The organism is Paraburkholderia polaris (assembly GCF_012927345.1).
GTDB lineage: Bacteria > Pseudomonadota > Gammaproteobacteria > Burkholderiales > Burkholderiaceae > Paraburkholderia > Paraburkholderia polaris.
Genome location: NZ_JABBGJ010000017.1, coordinates 133,199 through 152,860, shown reverse-complemented (window position 1 = coordinate 152,860; position 19,662 = coordinate 133,199). Strand labels below are relative to the sequence as shown.

Genomic DNA, 19,662 nt, shown 5'->3' with positions numbered 1-19,662 from the left:
CGCTCCACGGTCATGGCGATGTCGCCGTATCCGGTGATGAAAATGACCGGCAGCGCCACATGGTGTTCGCGCTGCAGTTCCAGACCGCTGAGATCCGGCTACCTGATATCAAGGGCCAGGCACGCGGGGCAATTAGAGGCGCCTATCCTGTCAAGAAACGCACGTACCGATCCGAACCTCTCCACCCGATAGCCGGCGGACTCGTTCGAACGCGCCAACGCGCGGCGCACAGAGTCATCGTCGACGACGAAGACAAGCGAATCGGATTCAGTCGTGACATCTATCGTGACTTGTCCTTCTCCGGCGCATCGCCGGCGGGCAATGTGATATATCGATCGAGATTGTTTCTGTCGTCCTTCTCGAACGGAAAGCGCACCACAGTTGGACAGGCCTTCACATGGGAACCGCTCGAGCGAGCAGCCTTTGGCAATTTCGAACAAGATGTCATTTGATTTTTACCACCTTCATTTCAGAGCCGGAATTTGCCGAACGGTCGCAACTGCGAGAGAGCGGAACGTTCGCAAAAAGGCCTAGTTACGGCCGTTCGTGAGCAACAAGCTGAAGGGCTGTTGTGAGTCGATTCGTGCCGGATGCGGACCGATCAACGGCGAGCCACTTCGCTAGGACAACGGCAGACCGGGTTCGTTAAGGGTTATTCGATGCCTGCCGTCGGCCACAGGAACGTGACGGTACCTCGGCGCGTGCCGGCAGGCGTCGAATAACCCTTAACGAAAGTACGCATTCGTTGATGTTATAGCGGCCTTTCGCGATTGCCGCTGTCGAACGACCGCTGTGCTGCAGTGAGCGGGCATGCCAGTGTCGACATGCGAGCGGCGGCTTTGGCCGAGGACCCGCCGACCGACGTGATTGCTCGAACGGCCGTTGTACCTTGGAAGCCGCCGTTAAGGGTACGCGGGATCGAAGGGCAGTTGTGGGTCGGCAAGCGTCCTTGGGTTTGCTCGTTTGCGGTCATCCGCCTGCGGGTGGCACTGCAAGCGTGCACGGTAAACGCGGCCGTCATCCTCCGGCATTCCGTTGCCTATACTTTCGAGCGTGCTGAACGCCTCTACGTTTTCGTCCTGCCAACCGAAACGCCCTGAGCGGCGCTGCTGCCAGCGGTCCCGCTCCGAGCCGACCGGTCTGGGTACGAGACCGATCCACGCAGCCGTCACTCTGCGTCGGGCGCGCGCGCGGGCGTCAGCGCAAATTTGACGCTGTATTCGTACACGGACACATCCGGCACGGCGACCGTCGCATATCGCAGGTACTCGCTCGTCCGGCGGGCGACGATCACGCCGCGCACAGGGCGTCCATTGGCGAGGTGTACCCTGACCCAACCCATGCATCGGGCGATCTGGCCCACGGCGCGATCCGGCGACGTTGCCCGCTTCAGTTCGAACACGACGAGCGCACCATCGCTTTCGTCGCACGCCAGAATATCAATGTCGCCTACGCCCGTTGGATATTCGATACCGCCGCCACGTTCATCCGAATACAGCTTCAGGCGCTTGCCGCCTACGTCGATCGCGGCGAGATTGCCCGCGACAAACGCCTGCAACTCGCGCTCGAAAGCGAACCACGCGCCCTCAATGTCTTCGTCTTCGACAGTCGTTTCGTCGTGGCCCGTGACCCCCAGCACTTCGGCGACGCGTTCCGCCGATTCTGGCGGTGTAATGCGCACCTGGTTGTCGAGATCAGCGACGTCCCAGCCTTGCCGGTGGAAATCGTCGCGGATCTTGTGCGTATTGGTATTCGGGTCATCTAGGTCACACCGGCTGCTCCCCGGATGCGCCCGGACCCAGGCCCACATGGGGGTGAGCTTTACGCTGCCATCGCTTTGCGTTTCGGCGATTACGTGAGGTTTTGGTGGTTTTCTCATGGTTTGGCGGTCTCCTTGATTCGGCGTCGATCATACGGGGGGGCCGTCCGTGAAGTCACGTGAATTGTTTGATGCGCGCTGAGCGGCGCCTTCAACGAATCGCTTCATGAGTCACCCGGTCTCAGTGCGTTGACTCAGTTTGGGCGATGAGTGCGTTTTCACGCAGGCTCGGTCGTTAGCCGCCCGGTTCGGAGCAATATCTGTGGACCGTCACACGGTCAATGCCAAAGTCGCGGGCAAGCTGACTGCGATTCTCACCGGCATTGAATCGTCGCTTTAGGTCGGCCTGTTGTTCGGTAGTGAGCTTAGGCTTGCGTCCCTGATACTTGCCACCCTCCATGCGCGCGCGGGCAATCCCCTCCCGCTGCCGCGCCTTCCTGATGCTGTTCTCGAACTCGGCGAATGCCGCGAACATGGTCAGCGCCAGCTTGCCCGCCGGCGTGCCGGTATCGAACTGCTGCTGAAGGATCACCAGCCGCACGCCGCGCGCATCAAGCGCGTTAATGGTCGAAAGTACGTCAACGGTGCTGCGGCCAAGCCGGTCGAGCGCATAAACCACGAGGGTATCGCCTTCCCGCAGATATCCGGCGCACGCGCTCCAGCCGCTGCGGCTATCGGCAGCAGTCGTTCCGCTCGTCGCCGCGTCCGAAAATTCCCGATCAATCTCGTAACCTGCGGTCGCTATCGCCTGACGCTGGTTTTCGACGGTTTGGCCTGCCGTTGATACGCGCAGGTATGAAATCATGCTCATGAATGCCTCGACTCGCATGGTATGTAGCCACTGCTAAATGGCTGACAGGCGCAGGGCGTCAGTTGCTCCGCTGATTGAGAAAGGGAAAACCTGCCCCGGAAACGCCCATGCGGTAAACGTAAAAGCCAGCGCATTGCGCTGGCCTTGGCATGGATAATCCGGTAGTAGGAAAGATTAAGCGCTACGCGTCGGCGAGTTACGTCAAAAGGAAGGAATCCGCGAACGCGAATCCGGCAGGAAACCCTTCGCCTTATCGTCTATTGGGCAGCGACCGGCTGCCCTTCAGCCAGTCGCTGATATCGCCAAGCACTTCCTTCTCTATGCCAAGAAAGCCGTGCGGCGAGTGGGCGCCACATTGCTCGCCCCGATCACCAGCGCCTTCCGACGACTCGACTTCGACGTAATCGAAGTCATTTCGCTGGGCAAAGCGCTTGCCAGAAAAAGCAGGAGAGGATACGCAACCATCGTCGGCATTTGACACGGTCAGCACCCGGTACTTCGAGCTCCTCACACTGTCAAAGCCAAGACTGGCGAGACTAGGGCTGCCCTTGTGAGGAACGGTCACCGGCGACGTCAGCACGAACGCGTCGGCCACCGTCGGATCGCGGTCTAGTGCGTTTCCCACCGACATGGTTCCTGCGCTCGTGCTGACCAGTGCAATCTTCGAGTGCGGGAAGCGTTGGCGAAGGGCGGCCACGACCGCTTGCGTATCCGTGAACGATTCCTTGCTCAACCGGAAGGTGTCATCGACGCCGTTCGGATGATCTGACGGCGTATCGACCAGTGCCACTGCGTCCCCCTGTTCAACCCAGTGGCGGGCCGAACGGATCACAAAATTGCCTCTGAGCGTGGTCGCGCCAGTGGCATCCAGATGGAGGGCCCCCGGCGTGCCGCCGAACAGGGCAATCACCCACGGCGGGTTCGACGACGGCGACTCGACGAAGACGCTCTGCGTCACCCCATCCCGCGTCGGGATCGTCACGAGGTCGCCGTGATCGAGCGGAGCCGCATGCGAATGGATAACGGCAAGGGAAGCTGCCAGTAAGCAAAAGATTCGCATCATGAATGAGTTTCCTTGATATAGAACGATCAGCGGGTAACCTTTGCGTCGCGATTATCGGATGCACCGCCAGCGTCGGGCATCCTGTTTACCTTCGACCATGGCAGCCACATCGCCAGTCTCACCACCATTCCCGCCGCTTCAACACGGTTTTTCGGTAATAGTCCACGTTCGCACATTGCTTAAACATGACGGCTGATACGATCCAGAGGAAGTGGTCAACGGGATAATTCAACGCGTCACCGGCCATGCCGAGGATGACGTCAATCAGTACCGCAATGAGCGTCAGCGTAATGGCCTTGCGCCACATGCCGAGATACAGGTAATAGAACGGCCCGAACACGAACGCCCACAGGTTCGACGTGATCAGCCTTTTCTCTTTCGCACTTAGTTGTTTCGCTTCCGGCCATTTCCACCATCTGACGCGCTCACCACCCGCTTTGTCGATAGCCGCAAAGCGTCGCTGCCATTTTTGTGCGAGGCCCGTGAAATCGCCAGCCGCTACCGGTGAAGAGGGATCGAGGGTCGACCGTAAAGCGCTCTCGCGCATTTCGCGCGACGCGGCGATTGAGGCTGCGTTGCCACACCCGGCGCAGAAAGCCGCGCCCTCTCCCAACTGGGTACCGCATTGCTCACAGAATGACATGATGTGAATTCCCCGTTTCCTGTCGTCTTACTGTGCGTTGACGTCGCCCGTCTGGGCAATCTTCGTCAAGACGTTGTTTTCATACTGGTACCAGGCGGTCAGGCAGGCCACGTCCTTGCAATGGCTTTCGCGATAGTTCCATTGCTTGCGGATTCTGTCGGCGAAGGCCTGCTGATCGCGCGCAGATGTCCTTGCCAGTTCAAGTGGCTTCTCCAGGTCCACGTCGGACTCAGCGAGCGTCGAGTCGTGGCAAATCAGATACTGGGCAAGCGTGCTTGCAGTACCGCAGTCGAAGCTCGTCTCATAGGTCGCTCCAGCCGCGTCTGGCGCGGGACCGGGCGAAGTAGCCTGCACGGTCCCGCTCGTGGGCGCTGCAGCCACGGCAGCCGATGGAGTTGACGATGGCACCTGAGCGGCGGATACCGCTGACGCGAGCGTCGATTGTCCGGACTGGGGTTGCGAGTCCGATGCAAGTTGCGTAATGCGGTTCAGGTCGTCGGCCGACACCTTTCGAACAAATGAAAGCGACGTCTGGGAGCCGTCCCATAACGTTGTATGAAGATGAAACGTGGTGTGCGACGAATCCCAGATCCTGCGGATCGTGACGATGTGCGATTCGCCGCTCTGCCCGCCCAGCTTCAGGTTGACCGTCTCATTGGTAACGTCCACGTCTCCGACCGTTACCGGCACGAAGTGGTCGCCGAGAACGGACTGGAATCTGTTGTCGGCGTAGTAAAGCAGCCAGAGTCCGGAGTTGTCTTCGGCATTCCAGACACCGGAAATTTCGTTCAGAAGCGCCAGCTTCTTTGCCTGATCTGGGTCGGCGCTCGTGGCGGATGCGCTTGTGGACGTCTGCTGCGATCCTGAACCATGTCCTCTATCGCATCCCGCCAGCATGGCAGCGGACACGAGCGCGATCGATATACCCACCGAAATCCGATTACGTTTCTTCACGTTGTTTTCCCCCGATTTCCATAGTTCAGCCGAGTGGCTAAATGCTCAAAAAGTAGTAATTCACACTTTGGGTTTGATTATCGGGCGTACTTTAACCGAAACCAAACTCAAAGTGTGTGGTCTTGTATGGGCGACGTCGGAACACTTCCGGCATGCCTAACCCAACTCAAAAGTGTGATGCCCAGCTTCTGTTCGCGGCCAATATGCGCCGCATCCGCAAGGCGAAGGAGCTGACGCAGGAAAAGGTCGCCGAAGCTGCGGACCTGCATCCGAACTACGTCAGTTCGGCCGAGCGCGGCGAGCGCAACATCTCGATCTGCAACATCGATCGCATTGCAAGAGCGCTGGGAGTGACGATGGCCGCGCTTGTCGCCGAACCGGTGCCCGACACTGGGGCAGAATCCGCCGATGCACCGGCGAAGGCACCTTAGTCCGCCCTTCAGTCACGACTCGAATGCCGAGATACCACTGAATAGGTGGCAGGCGGGTTCGCACGTAGCCCTGCGGCTCGATCCAGTACGCGGGATCAATCACATACTCAACCTTGATGCCTGAGTCGTGACTGGCGCGGGCGCGGTGGAACAGCACGTGCCGCCCGAGGTTGGTGTGGTCGTCATAGTCCAGGACGGCAATCGCCAGATCGGGTATGTCGCTGACCGAAGCTGGCTCTTCGTACATGCCCGTGTCGTATCCGTAGTGCGCGAGCAATCGCGCGATGAAGTCGCCGGTTATCCAGTAAGGGCCATGAGCCGGATGCTGAAACCGCTCAATTGCGACGTTGCGCACGTCTTCGAGGGTCGTGCCGCAGATCATGGCGATTACCGCGAACGAGCAATCGAAATCACCGCTTTGCTGCACGCGTCGGAACGCTGGCACGAACCCGGCTCCGATCATAGTGACGGTGGTAGGGATGGCAGGCATGGTCAATACTCCGACGGGAACAGCAACGTCGTCACGCTGCGGTCGGCTTCAGTGATGACCCAGATGCGCTGGCCCCCAACCTCAAAGCTCGACAGGATGCGCGAGCCGTACCGCACGGCCAGCCAGTTCGACTTTGCATCTTCGGGTGGCACGTCACCCCAGTCGCCGGTAACGTGCCGCCTGAGAAACGGGTCGGCCGCAATGCCGTGGTGTTCGAGATGGGCAAGTACGCCGCGCGTAGCAACAATCTGCCCGAGCCGAAACAGCGGCTGCGGCGGCTGGTTCGGGCTGTGTGAAGCTGAACAGTTGCAGGACATAAGCTGCTCCGTATTGGAAGAAGCCCGCCACCGGAAACCACCGGGTCCGTAAACGCGAAAAGCCAGGCTTGACGCTCTGGCTTTCGATGCAACGGGGACGGGAAAAGGTTGATTGCTGTCGAGGGTTATTTGCTGGCCCCGGCCTTGGTGTTCATCGCGTGGATACCGATCACCCAGGTACCAGCGACGTTCTTGAAGTTGGTGCGAACGCGATCGGCTGGCTTGCACCACGGCGCCGGATCGAGTGCGTACTCAATCGTGGTGCCCGATGAGTGCGAGGCCTTCGCACGGTGAAAGAGGATGTGCCGCCCGACCTCCATGTCAGGGTTGTAGTCGACCAACAGGAGGGCGACGTCGGGAATATCGGCCACACGACCGATCTCCTTGTACAAGGTCGCGACGAACCCTAGCTGTGCGAGCAACGCTGCAACGTGGGTCTCGCCGAAGTAGTACGGTCCCCAGGCGGGGTGCCGCGTCTTCGCGATAGCGATCTCGCGCACTTCCTCGATCGTCTTGCCCGAGAGCATGGCCGTGCACGCGAAGACATCATCGAAGTCGTTGGTCTGCGTAACGAACGGAAATGCAGGCGTGAAGGTTGTCGGGGTACTCTCGACCGTCGTTGGAATGCTCTTGGTAGGCATGGAAGCTCCGTGGTAACGCGAAAAAAACGCGCAGCTACGCCTGCCTGGCGGCATCGGACAATTTGGGGGAACCAGGGAGAGAAAATTCGAAGCGAAATCCGGCTAAATTCCGGCGGATTTGCTCAGGCATGCGTTGCGGCGCGAGCGACGAGCCGAAAACCAGCTTTTGGCCGGTTTTTTGGTCGTATTGGTATTTTACCAGGGTCAAATCACGCCCTCAACAGCCAAATAACTTTGGCTAGGCAGCGCAAAAGACAACAAAGTTGAGCTTCAGGAGGCTCCGCGGGAGACGATTTGAAGATCGATAGTCGGGTTCGCATCAGCCACGTTGACATTGTCATATTTTTCCATTAAAAATATGACATCGGAGGGCAAGCGATGAGCGATGGTCCACATAGAAGTCTGCCAATGCGGAAGCCTTGGAGAGAGCTGGCCAAGCGTGGAGACAAGCTTGCCTACGATTCTGGCCAGATTGCGGAGGCCGCGAAGGATGCGCTCGCCAGCGACTTCAAGAATGAAGTTTCATATCCTCTCGTCAAAGCCCTGAAAGATATCTTCGCTGGCCGTGACAATTCGCTGGGGATTCCTGAAATCGCTACCCACCAGCTTGAAGAAGCGCGGTCTTTGGCCGCAGGTTCAGTGTTCGGCATGAATGCTGTCGCCTGGAGCATCCAGCTGGTTCATGAAGGCCGACTAGGTATGGATGCGTTCTACGACGCCATCGGGTTCGCCGCGAAAGAGCGCGGGCTCGCAAACACGAGATCAGTTGAGGAACATTACATCCGTGAATCGAATCAGCGACGCGCAAATGGTGTGAGCGTAAGACTCCAAGGGGCAATCTCGGGACTGTCAGAGACCCAATTAGGGTCAATGCTTGTGAATCCACAACCGACCAGGTCACGAGCATCGCGAAAGAGAACCGGACTTAACGACGGGGTGCCGCTATGACGGGCGTACGGTCAGGATATCTGGAACTCAAAGAACTCACTGTTGATGTCGTTGAGCCTGGTAGCAGGCCGCGTAGGGGCACGCACGTATGTGAGCTCGAGCGCCACCTCCGTTTCGATACTGAAATTCTTGAGACGTTTTCGTCGACTAACTGGCAACCCGTCGTCTACGACGCGTTGGTCGTGGCGGCGGCGGTCGAATTCTGCGACCGCAGTCTTGGCCGCAGTTCGATGAATTGGGGTCGGCGCTTCCACGTCCACATTCCAGTCCATGATCCCGCCAGATGGTCAGAGTTCACGGTAAGCCGTGCACTCGTCGAGGCTCTCAATTTTCTTACGGGAGATGATTGGCATTTTATATTCCGCGCTCGCAAAGCGCAGGCAGCGAAGCCGGCTCAGAATCGCATGGAGTTTCCATCTGACGGTGAAGCGGTTATTGCCTACAGCGAGGGCATGGATTCACGTGCCGTCGCCGGGCTTGAACGTAAGCGTCTCGGCCAAAGGCTGGTACGTGTGAGAGTCGGAACAAAACAGCGAGATATACCGCGAAAAGTACAACTCAGCACTCCGTTCGCTGCGCTGCCCTATGAAGTAAAACTGGGCTGCGACAATTCCGAGAACAGTGCACGAAGTCGGGGTTTCAAGTTCAGTCTCGTGGCCGCCATCGCCGCCTACATGATTAACGCGCCGTACGCGATAGTCCCCGAGAGTGGCCAAGGGGCACTCGCACCCGCGATCCTTCCTGTTGGACAAGGCTACGCCGACTACCGGAACCATCCGGCTTTCACTGTGCTGATGGAAAAGTTTGTCTACGCGCTGTTTGGCCATCGGCTTCGCTACCGGTTCCCTCGTCTGTGGATGACAAAAGGCGAGACACTGCGCGAATTCGTCGACAATTGTGGCGATTCAGCTAACTGGGCAACGACGCGATCCTGCTGGCAAAAGCAGCGGCAAGTTTCCGTGTCGAAATCGTGGCGACAGTGCGGAATCTGCGCGGCGTGTATGTTACGGCGTCTTAGCGTTCACGCTGCCCGACTGGATGAACCTAAAGAGAACTACGTGTGGGAGACACTGAAAGCTTCTACCTTCGAAGCTGGAGTGGCGGAAGGATTCAACCTTATCACTGAAGCTTTGCGCGAGTATGCCATCGCGGGAGTGCTCCACTTCGAGCACTTCTCTTCGATTCGGGAATCACCCACATACGAAATGCTTAAACGCCGCACTGCTACTGAACTGGCTCGCGCGCTGACAGAGTCCCCGGACATAGTTGTCAATGGACTCGATCGGCTCCTGCAACAGCACGGTAGAGAATGGGCGGCGTTCACGGACGACCTGGGACCAGAGTCATTCGTGCGTAAATGGATAGACACTGCATCATGATCAAGCCAACTTATGAACTAGACCCGGCTGAGCTGGGTGAAAGATTGAAGGTCGCGCGGGAAACCGCAAACATTACTCAGGATGCTAGCGCGAAGGCTGTTGGCATCGCGCGTACCACGCTTGTCGCTATCGAGAAAGGACAGCGCAGTGCCCGAATTGACGAGTTGCAAGCGCTAAGTCGCTATTACGACGTATCGCTCAATTCGCTACTTCGGCGCGAAGCAGTTCACGTTGACCTCGTTCCTCGATTCCGCTCGCTCCCGGAAACCGACAACGGTGGCATTGAAAAGGCTGCGCGGTTGTTGAATGACCTTGTCAGGGCCGAGGTCGAGCTCGAAAACATCCTGGGTGTGCAAAAAGCGCGCAACTATCCGGCAGAAAAAACGATCCTGCCCGGCGACGTACGCACGCAAGCCGAGAATGACGCGCAAAACCTACGGAACTGGCTCGGGCTCGGTGAGGGTCCCGTTCAAAACCTCTTCTCGCTCATGGAGCTTCAGCTTGGTGTGCGGGTATATAGTCGCAAGCTCGATCCGAAGATCTCTGGACTATTTGCCTACGATGACGCCATCGGTGCCTGTATGTTGATCAACTGCACGCACCGCAAGGATCGCCAGACCCAGACGGGGGGGCACGAACTCGGCCATTTCACCGCGACGCGGCGGCGACCCGAGATTTACCAGGATGAAAAATATGAAAACTCTCGCGAGGAGCGCTATGCGAACGCGTTCGGCAGAGCCTTCCTGACGCCCGCGCGTGCGGTCATGGAGAAGTTCAAGGAATTGACGATGGGTGCCAGCCACCTCACCCGCCGACATATCATCCTGCTGGCACACTTCTTCGGCGTATCCCGCCAGGCCATGGTTATGCGTCTCGAAGAACTTGGTCTGACCAAGAAAGGCACGTGGGAGTGGTTCAAGGACAACGGAAGCATCACCGACGAACATGCTCGCCAAGTACTTGGGGCGGCCACGTCCAACGCACCTTTCATCGATGAAGCACAATCATCGCGGCTTTTCTTGCTGGCGATCGATGCATGGAAGAAGGACTTGATCAGCGAAGGTCAAATGTCGGACATGCTGAAGCTTGGTCGAGAACAAATTCGTGAACTGCTTGACGAAGCAGCAGCGGAACAGGAAGAGGCCGATGACCTTTTTAAGCTGCCTCACTAAGGATACCGAGCTCGTTCTCGATACCAGCGTCATTATTAATCTGCTGGCGACGGAGCACGCGGTGCCTATCCTAAAGGCGTTGGAGGTGCCTATCGTTGTGACCGGGAACGTTGTTCGTGAAATCGAACGCGGCGCAGTTAACGGTCGCCCAGAGTTTGAACTCCTGACAGCGATGGTGAACGAAGGCATCGTGCGCGTCGAGGAACTTGGGGGCGAGGTGCTGGCGACCTTGTTCGATCTCGTATCAGGCGGCACCGAGGAGTCCCTCGATGACGGCGAGGCCGCAACCCTTGCTTTCGCGTACGGTAGCGGCTTCTATGCGGCCATCGATGAGAAGAAGGCAACGCGACTCGCCGCAGTTCGGTTCGAATCACTAAGACTCGTAACGACAATCGATATTCTTGCTCACGAATCCGTGCGGACGTTGCTTGGCGACGAACTGCTGGCCGACGCAACTTTTCGGGCACTTCGGCTCGCAAGAATGCAGGTCCGAGAGCATCAGTTCGAATGGGTCGCCGAGTTGATAGGACCCGAGAATGTCGACGCGTGTTCGAGTCTGCGACGTCTCGCGAAGCGCAGGGCGACGATCCATCATTTGCAGAATGTCAACGAACGTACCGCGTGAATCAGTGGCACGTTCCTACGCTGCATCTAGTCCTCAAGCGCCTTCTGTTGGAACCCGACCCGACTAATACTAAATCTAATCGACATATATGGCACAGCGAAAGACGCCGTTCCTTACAATCGACAAAAGCTATCTTCGGGCATGCCGCGCCGACGATTTGATTCAATATTCCACTGACTATCGCTTTGTCTTGCCCGAAGCATTGGTCTACGAGGTTGTAAAAGATTCTGCAACTTCTAGGGCCTCGCTGTTTCGGAAATTTCCTCGATCGCCTGATCCGTATACGGTCGCAGTTTCAATTCCGCTAGCGTTAGCGCGAGAGATGGAGCAGCACAAACCATACTGTCATGAAGGAGCACGTCCGAGAGATCTTTCCATCCATGACTCGCTAGCCAATCCTGAATATGAATTGACTGAATCCCAAAGATCTGCAACGGAGAATGTACTTCGTGAGGTTGAGAGCGACATGAACACGGTCTTGTGGCTCGCAAAGGATTGGCAAGTCAACCACGCCGACTCGTTTAGCGGAAGCGATGAGGAACGCTCAAAGGGACGCCAGATGCTAGACCAAGAAATTTGCTCCGAAGATTTTGTCTTGCCCAAATATGCGCATGCCGTCAGTCAGCCGTGGTCAGTACATCGGAAACCCGTTCCGGTCGATCTCCTCACCCGCGAATGGGCAAACTTTCGCTGGTTCCAAGTGAACGCGCTCTTTGCGCTTGATATAGCCGTGCGGTATCCGGATCTTGAGATACTCAAAAAATCTCCGAACGCACTAAAGAAGCTCAACCACGACATCTTAGATGCCAGGGGGCTGCTCACTGCCCTATTTGTCGATGGTGGCTTTGCGACACAAGAGGAGAAACTCCAGCGCTTCTGGACGCTATTGAATCCAGACGGTCTGCTCGTGTCAAAACCCAACACAACCCCGGGAGACAGCTAACTGGCCCCGTCTATCGCCCCTAGCTACAGTAGCCACCGGCTGACGGTATTTCTGACGGTATACGAGCTACTTTTCGCTAGCCACTCCGTATGGGCTAAGCGTTTCCCGCCAGACTCAACATAATTGCGCGGCACGTCGACTAGGAAATCAGACCATCTAGCTTCGCCAAATGTGCGCCCCATATCGTTAGCGCCTGCTTCCGCTCTTCGAAGTAGGTGTGAATGTCGTAGATACCTTCGACACCAGGCAACCTATGATTGAGACACATTTCCGAAATATCCCGGGAAACGCCGAGCGCCCTCATATGGCTTTTCGCTGTTGAGCGTAGATCGTGGGGCGTGAAGCGACGGATTTTTGGCCCATGCTCAACGAACCAGTATTCGATTGCGCCCCCGATCGTGTTCCGGTTAATTTGCGCATCCCCGCCTTGGCGCCTCCGCCGGCTCTCAGCACGGGTTGGCAAAACATATGCCGAACTGCCGCCAAGCTCCTTCAACTCAAGAAGCCACTCTTTGACCGGATACGTCAGCGGAACCTGCATTCCACGCCGCATTTTCGTGGCGTCGATTGTCCAGACTTCTTGCTCGAAATCGATGCTCTCCCAACGAGCGTTGTACAGTTCCTCGGACCGAACTGCAGTTCCGAGCAACAATCGGATTGCAAGCGCGTTCTCACGCCGGAAGCTCCCCTTGAACACAACGCACAGTTCATCGTTGGAAAGCATTAGACGCTGTCGAATTGGAGGTCGCCGTCCGACTACGGCATTCAGTTCGATGCCAGCGCAAGGGTTCACTGCGATCAAGCGCTTGCCAACAGCATGACGGAATACCGCCTTGATTGCGCATAGCAACGTGTACGACTCGCTCCACGTGGAATGCGTTTCCTCTAGCACTGCCACAATGTCGAGCGGAGTGACCTGCGAAACTGTTAGCGAACCGAGCTTGAACTCCGCCCGATCAAGATTACGTCCATAGCTGTTTTGAGTGCTAGCGGCCAGACCGCTCAGCACCTTGTCGCGATAGTCCGCGATCAGATTCCTGACGGTCAGATCCTGATAGGACTGGGCAATAGCTCGCCGTTTGTCTGACGCTGGATCGCCGCCGCCGTCCACCTTTACCCGCTCTTCCCTTGCAATCTTGCGTGCTTGCGCAAGACTGATGTCGGGGTAGCTGCCAATCGTCAGTTCCTTCTGCCGTCCACCATACCGATACCTCAGAATCCACGTCGCCGTGCCAGCGCGAGACAGTGTGAACGTCAACCCTCCACCGTCCGAGCGCGCCAACGGCATGGGAAGTTCTACAATCTCACGAGTTTCAGGATCAATGACTGTCGGAGTGCGTCCGTCTTGTACGTCGCGCGTCCAGCGCTGTAGCAGCAGGGGTTCAAGGCCTTGTCTTGTTCCGTTCTGTTTTGGCATATGTCGTCTCAATGAGTAGCCGGCGGTCCCAGCTACACGGCTAGCTACTCATAATATTGGCGACACTACAAGACGTCAATGGATGACGATATAAAAAATCACTTTACTTTCAATGATATATAGAGACACTTGAGATGTCGCTAGACGTCAAAATCGCCACATCAAAACGATACGATATTGTGCTGATGTAGTCGACGGTGGCATCAGGGACGGCTGCTCACATTTGCACGATTTACCCATGGGCTACAGCAGTGATTCAGTGCAAAGTAGCAGCCAGCCGCTCTCAATACGAACATCGTCACGCCTCAATGCCGATCGGCAGCAGCGGGGTTGCGACAGGAGGCTCGACCGGATGTTTTTCAGCCACATGCTCAGTGACCTCCGTCAATTCCCCCTCCAATCGTCCTCTGTCCCGCGTCGGCATACTGTGCGCCACCGGCGGGACGGCAAACAACTCCGCCGTAGAACGCCCTTCGTGCAAGTCGACCACGCCGATGCTCCAATGGGGCCCGGCGCGGAACTGGAGCCGCTTGATTCGCTTTGCATAGCGTCGACGAATCAACAAATCTCTTCCTTGCACGTGCACACCCATCACGTGCCCGAATCAATATGCGGACGACGCCATCGGGAAGAGTAGTGTGCTGCACAACATATCCGTTAGCTGCAGACCGACGTGATTGTTACTGATACCAAAGGTCGGCAGCTCGAGAATGCGAGCGAACGGATCGCCCTTCGCTCGATACTTTTGCGTGAAGATTGAATGCGCGACCTGATCGTTCAGTTGCGTCGTCCGGAAATCCGCAACGATCAAGCCCTCAGCGTTCTTCTCATCAAGAAAAGCTTGAAAGCGCTGACAAGCCATCTGCACCGACCGTGTATAAATCTCACGAGCCTTGAAAGGCTTTCCCACGCCTTTGGCCCATAACGCGGCAAGAACACGGCAATCCAATCGTTCGAGCAACGCCAAGAGGTCGTCGACATACCGCAACTCGGTCCGGGCCTTAAGTCCGCGCCGGCGAATAGCACCGCGGACATCTGATCCTTTGATCTCTTCGCGTATGTCGTCGAGCAAATGTGCTGATGTGAACAGTTTTGGAAAATAACTGCGTTTGAGCGTGAGGAACTCGGTAGTCAACTCGGTCAGCACACGTTGGTCGACGATCAGGCCAGCGATCGCAAGGATGGGGCGTACATCTGTTTTCTTCGTAGCGAGCGGAGTGGCGCAGCCCGCTTCGTCGATATAACAAATGTATGTCATCCTAAATTTATTCCTCAAATGAAAACAGCCGCTAAAGCGGCTGTTTGGCGGTCTAAGACCGTATTTGTCGCCAGGGGATCCCCCGTTCGACGGGCGGCTAACTCTCGAAAAGCCGTGGAGGAATGCTAACGGCTGGGGCGAAAAACGTCAATATCCGCTTTGGCTACCTCATCGCTGGGCTCCGCCATCAACCCACCAGCAACAGCGCGCCGTTATCCAAACGGTCGGCATCGCGAGACATCTACGCGGCATCGCCCACAGAACCTCTACCGGCCCTCAATTTCGGCATTGACGTCAACCGAACCAGAAGCGTATAACCATCCTATTGGATGTTAATTGGATGGCATACGGATGCCAGCTGAACACCAGACAGGATAGAAATGGCCAACCTCAAACTCATCGACACCTCCCGTCCCAAAGGCGGCGAAACCGAAAAAATCACCATCAACCTCGGTCCAATCGACCTGGGCCAGATCGACTTACTCGTCGAAGAAGGCTTTTACTCGAACCGCACCGACCTGATTCGCACCGCGATCCGCAACCAGCTCTCGGTGCACGCGCAGGTCCTTACGGAAACGGTGACCCGGCGCGCGCTGGTGCTCGGCTTGCAGCACTTCTCCAAGGAGGATCTCGAAGCCGCTCGAGCCGCGAACGAACAACTGGACATTCATGTGCTCGGCCTCGCCAGCATTGCAGCCGATGTGCCGCCGGAACTCGCGGTGGCCACGATCGCATCGGTCGCGGTGCTTGGCGCATTTCACGCGTCGCCCGCGGTCAAGGCAGCGCTCGCCGGCCGCATCCGGTAGCCGCCCCTGGCATCGCTGGTCCTATGGTTGAACACGCGATTGAACACGTGGTTAAACCCGTGAAGCTGATCGCCTGACCCAGCCACCGCCCTACGCAGATCAACATAAGAGCCTACGATCATGAAAATAAATGAAGATTTCCTGAAGTCGATGAAAGAAGCCTTCGACCTGCTGCGCACGAAGGGGCCGAAGGAAGCGACCGCTGCGGTTCAGCGCGCGCTCGCGGGCAGCACGGCCGAAGCAGGCCATGCGCAAACCCCGCACATGCCGCAGGGTGTCAACGAATGGGCACAAGCGTGGACGCAGGCGCAAACTCAAGCACAAAGTCAGACGCAATCACACGCCAACGCCACGCCGCACTCCCCTGCCGAGCGCATTTTCGACGCCGACACGCCTGGCACCTTCAGCACCCACACCTTCAGCAACAGCGCGGGCCAACGCCAATACAAGCTCTACGTGCCCGCCGTCTACAAGAGTGAACCGTTGCCGCTGATCGTGATGCTGCATGGCTGCACGCAAAACGCCGACGACTTCGCGGCCGGCACGCGCATGAACGAAATGGCCGAGCGTCACGGCTTCATCGTCGTGTATCCGAATCAGTCGCAGGCGGCCAATCATTCGACATGCTGGAACTGGTTCAAGCCTGCCGATCAGCAGCGCGGCCAGGGCGAGCCGTCGTTGATCGCGGGCATCACGCGTGAGGTGATTGCGCGTTATCGCATCGATCGGGCGCGGGTGTACGTGGCGGGTCTGTCGGCAGGCGGCGCCATGGCGGACATCATGCTGAAGACCTCGCCCGATCTGTACGCGGCAGCCTGCGTGCATTCCGGCCTCGCCTACGGAAGTGCGAAGGACCTGCCCTCGGCGCTCGCCGCGATGAAGGGCGGCAAAGCGCATCGCAGCCGCTCACGCGTCGAACCGCAGCGCCCGCTCATTGTGTTTCATGGCGATGCGGACACGACCGTGCATCCTTCGAACGCCACAGCGCTCGTAGCGGCCTTCGATGCCGGCGTCACGACAGTCAGCCCGTCGCCACATGCAACAGGCACGGCAAGCGGCCTGCGCGGTTGCACAGTGCAGCGGCTTGTTGCGGCGAATGGCGTCGACGCGGAGTACTGGTCGATTCATGGCGCGGGCCACGCATGGGCAGGCGGCAGTCAGCGCGGCACGTATACGGACCCATCCGGCCCCGATGCGGCAGCCGAGATGCTGCGCTTCTTTTTCGCCCATCCGCGTCTGTCAGGCACACACTGAGCGCCTTTTGACTGACGAATCATCTTGACGAAAACGCTGTACATCCTGCTGCAAAGGTATAGAGTGGCCCATGTTGCAGCGCAGCAAAATCACTGCGCCGCGTCGACCTGCCGTCTCGCCTGAGACCTGGCCTCCGAAATCCTTTGGACGCCTGCGCTGGGTCACTTTGGAGATCACCATGCACAGCCCCGCGATCGAACATAGCGCCGCCTTTGGCCAACGCACTTTCAACATCTTCACCGACCTGCAACTCGAAGGGCTGGCGTGTCTGCAAAAACTCGGCGAGCTCAATCTCGCGGCACTGAAGGCAACCGTCACCGAAAGCAAGAGCGCATTGTCGGCCGGCCAGTTCAACGTCGCGCCGTTCGCCGGCGCGTCCGATTTGCAACAGCAACTGGTTCAACGCACGTTATCGTACGCGCAGCACGTCAAGGAAATTGACGCGCAATTCACCGCGGCGTTGACCAAGGCGGGTGAATCACTGCGCGAAGAGTTCGGCGCCAACGTGGCGCAGCTCGGTTCGGGCTTCGGCCAGACCACGCCGTTCAGCTCGGATAGCGCATTCGGCGCAATGCAGTCCGTAATGGCTTCGATGATCCATTCGGGCAATGTGGTGCAGGACAGCATCAAGCGTGCATCGGGCATGGCCGGCACGGCGATCACTACTGTGGACGAAGCTGCAAAATGAGTTTCGCGTCGTAACGCGAGCAGACGAAAAGGGGCCAATTGGCCCCTTTCTCTTTTCCGCATAGCTGGAACACTCGCGTCTTGCACGGTGCGCGACGCGCTGCGACGGCTGACGGACTGCGACTTTAAGTTGGCAGCGGGACTACCGACTTGAACCGGATCGTCAAGCGGTGCCCAACGGCTTCAGCAAATTGCGCAACGCCGCGATGGTGATGGGTCGCGAGAACCAGAATCCTTGTGCCTCGTCGCAGCCGAGCGCTTCCAGTTGCGCGGCCTGTTCGGCTGTCTCCACGCCTTCGGCCGTCACCCGTAGCTTCAACGCATGTGCCATGGCAATAATGGCGCCGACCAGCGCCGCGCATTGCGGATCGGTACTCATGCGCATCACAAACGAGCGATCGATTTTCAGGCGGTTCAGTGGAAAACGCGTGAGATAAGCGAGACTCGAATAGCCGGTGCCGAAGTCATCCACCGCGACTTCAACACCCAATTCGCGCAACGCATGCAGCGTCTGCAACGCCTGCTCGGTGTCGCCGAGCAGCACGCCTTCTGTGATCTCCACTTCAAGGTACGAAGGGTCGAGCGCGGCGTCTTCGAGCGCGTCGCGAATCGTTTCGAACAGATTGTGCCGCTGGAATTGCTGCGGGGACACGTTCACCGCAACCCTTGGCAAGGTACCGGTGAGCCGCAGCAATTTGCCGGCGTCGCGGCACGCGGTACGGATCACCCACTCGCCGATCTGCTCGATCAGGCCTGCCTCTTCCGCCACCGGAACGAATTCGACCGGGCTGATCAAACCACGCTGCGGATGATTCCAGCGCAGCAGCGTCTCCACTTGCGCGATGCGTCCGTTGGCGAGCGTCACCTGCGGTTGATACACGAGATGCAGTTGCTGACGTTCGAGCGCTTCGCGCAGCATCGCCTCCAGTTCGAAGCGGCGCGCCGCCTGGCCTTCGAGCGCGGTGGAAAAGCGCCGCACCGCATTGCCGCTCACCGCCGAAGCCGCCGACAACGCCACACCCGCGCGGCGCATCAGCGTCGGCGCATCGGCACCGTCGGCAGGATAGGCGACGATGCCGATACTCGCCGTGATGTTCAGCGCGGTGCCCGCGTAGTCGATCGATTCGGCGATGCGGCCCAGCGCCTCAGCCGCGAAAGCATCGGCCGCCGCGCCGGTTTCATTGACCAGCAGCGCGAATTGCGTGCCACCGATCGAGGCGATCGTACCGTCATTAGGGAAGAGGCCGCGCAGCCGCTCGCCGACGATCTGCAACACCAGCTCGGCCGCGTGCAAACCGAGTGCATCGCGCAGTTTGCGCAAATGGTCGAGCTCGGCGATCAGCACCGTAAAGCCGTTGCCGCTACGCTGACAACGCGCGATCGTCAGTTCGAGGCGTTCGGTGAAAAGTGTCTGATTCGGCAGGCGAGTCACGCCGTCGTGGTGCGCGACGTACCACAGGCGCGCTTCGGACTGCGCGTAACGCGTCATGTCAATGGCGATGCCGACATAGCGGGCGGGCCCCGTGGCTACACCGCCTGCATGCGCCGGCTCGGCGGCGAGCGGCGCGAGGGCGAACACCACGCGAATCGAGGTGCCGTTGCGCCGCACATAGGTCCATTCGCCTTCATAGCGTGAGCCTACCGCCGACAACGGCGGCAATTCGGCGCGCCGCCTCGCAAGTTCAGCCGGGTCGAGCAAGGACTCAAAGGTAAGCCGGCCGATCAATTCTTCGGCGGTAAAACCAGTCAGCCTTTCGAAAGCAGCGTTGACGGAGTGGAGCGTGCCGTCGGCTGTGCAGATGAACATGCCGTAGGGCGCCGCCGCAAGCGCGGCGTCGCGTGTGCGCGCTTCGGCGTAGTAATGATCTTGCATCGCGCCGGCCTTTGAATTTCCTGGGTATTGAAAGCGAATGACGTTTTTCTTGACGCGTACGGCGCAACCGGCAAAGCCGGCAGATTCGGTCCAATCCGCCGGGCAACGGTGAGTATGATAGCGGCTTTCCT

At 58.3% G+C, this 19,662-nt stretch carries 21 protein-coding genes; 10 read left to right on the top strand and 11 right to left on the bottom strand.

Annotated features, from left to right (window positions below; translation table 11 throughout):
• Nucleotides 1-59: 59 nt before the first annotated feature.
• Nucleotides 60-452, top strand: a complete 393-nt coding sequence (locus HHL24_RS44810) for a hypothetical protein (protein WP_329606696.1) — start codon at nt 60-62, stop codon at nt 450-452.
• Nucleotides 453-1,168: 716 nt separating this feature from the next.
• Here HHL24_RS44810 and HHL24_RS17670 read toward each other — a convergent pair.
• The 5 genes from HHL24_RS17670 to HHL24_RS17650 all read right to left on the bottom strand — a co-directional run bounded on the left by HHL24_RS17670 (nt 1,169) and on the right by HHL24_RS17650 (nt 5,290).
• Entirely contained in the window at nt 1,169-1,879 is a 711-nt protein-coding gene (locus tag HHL24_RS17670; RefSeq protein ID WP_169486720.1) for an endonuclease NucS domain-containing protein, read from the bottom strand.
• Between the two features lie 175 nt (nt 1,880-2,054).
• Nucleotides 2,055-2,630, bottom strand: coding sequence for a recombinase family protein (locus tag HHL24_RS17665; protein WP_169486719.1), 576 nt, complete (start codon nt 2,628-2,630; stop codon nt 2,055-2,057).
• Nucleotides 2,631-2,880: 250 nt separating this feature from the next.
• Nucleotides 2,881-3,612: an alpha/beta hydrolase family protein gene (locus HHL24_RS17660; protein WP_206002901.1), complete on the bottom strand. Its 732-nt coding sequence runs from the start codon at nt 3,610-3,612 to the stop codon at nt 2,881-2,883.
• 199 nt (nt 3,613-3,811) lie between these two features.
• The gene (locus HHL24_RS17655; protein WP_169486717.1) at nt 3,812-4,240 is read right to left on the bottom strand and encodes a DUF2628 domain-containing protein; all 429 of its coding nucleotides are present in this window, start codon (nt 4,238-4,240) and stop codon (nt 3,812-3,814) included.
• 123 nt (nt 4,241-4,363) lie between these two features.
• Nucleotides 4,364-5,290: a lysozyme inhibitor LprI family protein gene (locus HHL24_RS17650; RefSeq protein WP_169486716.1), complete on the bottom strand. Its 927-nt coding sequence runs from the start codon at nt 5,288-5,290 to the stop codon at nt 4,364-4,366.
• 152 nt (nt 5,291-5,442) lie between these two features.
• Here HHL24_RS17650 and HHL24_RS17645 point away from each other — a divergent pair, with 152 nt between their 5' ends.
• Complete coding sequence (locus tag HHL24_RS17645) at nt 5,443-5,721, top strand: helix-turn-helix domain-containing protein (RefSeq protein WP_169486715.1); 279 nt, start codon at nt 5,443-5,445, stop codon at nt 5,719-5,721.
• Nucleotides 5,722-6,213: 492 nt separating this feature from the next.
• On the opposite strand, the gene HHL24_RS17640 is transcribed toward HHL24_RS17645, so the two are convergent.
• Nucleotides 6,214-6,528: a hypothetical protein gene (locus HHL24_RS17640; protein WP_169486714.1), complete on the bottom strand. Its 315-nt coding sequence runs from the start codon at nt 6,526-6,528 to the stop codon at nt 6,214-6,216.
• A gap of 125 nt (nt 6,529-6,653) precedes the next feature.
• A complete protein-coding gene (locus HHL24_RS17635; RefSeq protein WP_169486713.1) occupies nt 6,654-7,169 on the bottom strand; it encodes a hypothetical protein in 516 nt (171 codons plus the stop codon).
• Between the two features lie 378 nt (nt 7,170-7,547).
• Here HHL24_RS17635 and HHL24_RS17630 point away from each other — a divergent pair, with 378 nt between their 5' ends.
• From HHL24_RS17630 to HHL24_RS17610, 5 genes are all read left to right on the top strand, one after another.
• Nucleotides 7,548-8,117 carry a hypothetical protein gene (locus HHL24_RS17630; protein ID WP_169486712.1) on the top strand — a complete coding sequence of 190 codons (570 nt, stop codon included), beginning with the start codon at nt 7,548-7,550 and terminating at the stop codon, nt 8,115-8,117.
• The gene (locus HHL24_RS17625) at nt 8,114-9,496 is read left to right on the top strand and encodes an adenine nucleotide alpha hydrolase family protein (protein ID WP_169486711.1); all 1,383 of its coding nucleotides are present in this window, start codon (nt 8,114-8,116) and stop codon (nt 9,494-9,496) included. Before HHL24_RS17630 ends, HHL24_RS17625 begins: the two co-directional genes overlap by 4 nt.
• Nucleotides 9,493-10,668: an XRE family transcriptional regulator gene (locus tag HHL24_RS17620; protein ID WP_169486710.1), complete on the top strand. Its 1,176-nt coding sequence runs from the start codon at nt 9,493-9,495 to the stop codon at nt 10,666-10,668. The genes HHL24_RS17625 and HHL24_RS17620 overlap by 4 nt, the downstream gene beginning before the upstream one ends.
• Nucleotides 10,643-11,293, top strand: a complete 651-nt coding sequence (locus HHL24_RS17615; protein WP_169486709.1) for a hypothetical protein — start codon at nt 10,643-10,645, stop codon at nt 11,291-11,293. The genes HHL24_RS17620 and HHL24_RS17615 overlap by 26 nt, the downstream gene beginning before the upstream one ends.
• A gap of 88 nt (nt 11,294-11,381) precedes the next feature.
• Nucleotides 11,382-12,236: a hypothetical protein gene (locus HHL24_RS17610; protein WP_169486708.1), complete on the top strand. Its 855-nt coding sequence runs from the start codon at nt 11,382-11,384 to the stop codon at nt 12,234-12,236.
• A gap of 139 nt (nt 12,237-12,375) precedes the next feature.
• Here HHL24_RS17610 and HHL24_RS17605 read toward each other — a convergent pair whose 3' ends face one another.
• The 3 genes from HHL24_RS17605 to HHL24_RS17600 form a co-directional block, all read right to left on the bottom strand.
• Nucleotides 12,376-13,653: a tyrosine-type recombinase/integrase gene (locus HHL24_RS17605; RefSeq protein ID WP_230417497.1), complete on the bottom strand. Its 1,278-nt coding sequence runs from the start codon at nt 13,651-13,653 to the stop codon at nt 12,376-12,378.
• Between the two features lie 298 nt (nt 13,654-13,951).
• Nucleotides 13,952-14,218 carry a hypothetical protein gene (locus HHL24_RS44070; protein WP_230417496.1) on the bottom strand — a complete coding sequence of 89 codons (267 nt, stop codon included), beginning with the start codon at nt 14,216-14,218 and terminating at the stop codon, nt 13,952-13,954.
• Between the two features lie 39 nt (nt 14,219-14,257).
• Complete coding sequence (locus HHL24_RS17600; protein ID WP_230417495.1) at nt 14,258-14,911, bottom strand: DUF3800 domain-containing protein; 654 nt, start codon at nt 14,909-14,911, stop codon at nt 14,258-14,260.
• 380 nt (nt 14,912-15,291) lie between these two features.
• Here HHL24_RS17600 and HHL24_RS17595 point away from each other — a divergent pair, with 380 nt between their 5' ends.
• The 3 genes from HHL24_RS17595 to HHL24_RS17585 all read left to right on the top strand — a co-directional run bounded on the left by HHL24_RS17595 (nt 15,292) and on the right by HHL24_RS17585 (nt 17,659).
• Nucleotides 15,292-15,717: a CopG family transcriptional regulator gene (locus HHL24_RS17595; protein ID WP_169486707.1), complete on the top strand. Its 426-nt coding sequence runs from the start codon at nt 15,292-15,294 to the stop codon at nt 15,715-15,717.
• Nucleotides 15,718-15,837: 120 nt separating this feature from the next.
• Nucleotides 15,838-16,971 carry an extracellular catalytic domain type 1 short-chain-length polyhydroxyalkanoate depolymerase gene (locus HHL24_RS17590; RefSeq protein ID WP_169486706.1) on the top strand — a complete coding sequence of 378 codons (1,134 nt, stop codon included), beginning with the start codon at nt 15,838-15,840 and terminating at the stop codon, nt 16,969-16,971.
• A gap of 178 nt (nt 16,972-17,149) precedes the next feature.
• Complete coding sequence (locus HHL24_RS17585) at nt 17,150-17,659, top strand: phasin family protein (RefSeq protein ID WP_169486705.1); 510 nt, start codon at nt 17,150-17,152, stop codon at nt 17,657-17,659.
• 162 nt (nt 17,660-17,821) lie between these two features.
• Here HHL24_RS17585 and HHL24_RS17580 read toward each other — a convergent pair whose 3' ends face one another.
• The gene (locus tag HHL24_RS17580; RefSeq protein WP_169486704.1) at nt 17,822-19,531 is read right to left on the bottom strand and encodes a putative bifunctional diguanylate cyclase/phosphodiesterase; all 1,710 of its coding nucleotides are present in this window, start codon (nt 19,529-19,531) and stop codon (nt 17,822-17,824) included.
• Nucleotides 19,532-19,662 lie beyond the last annotated feature (131 nt).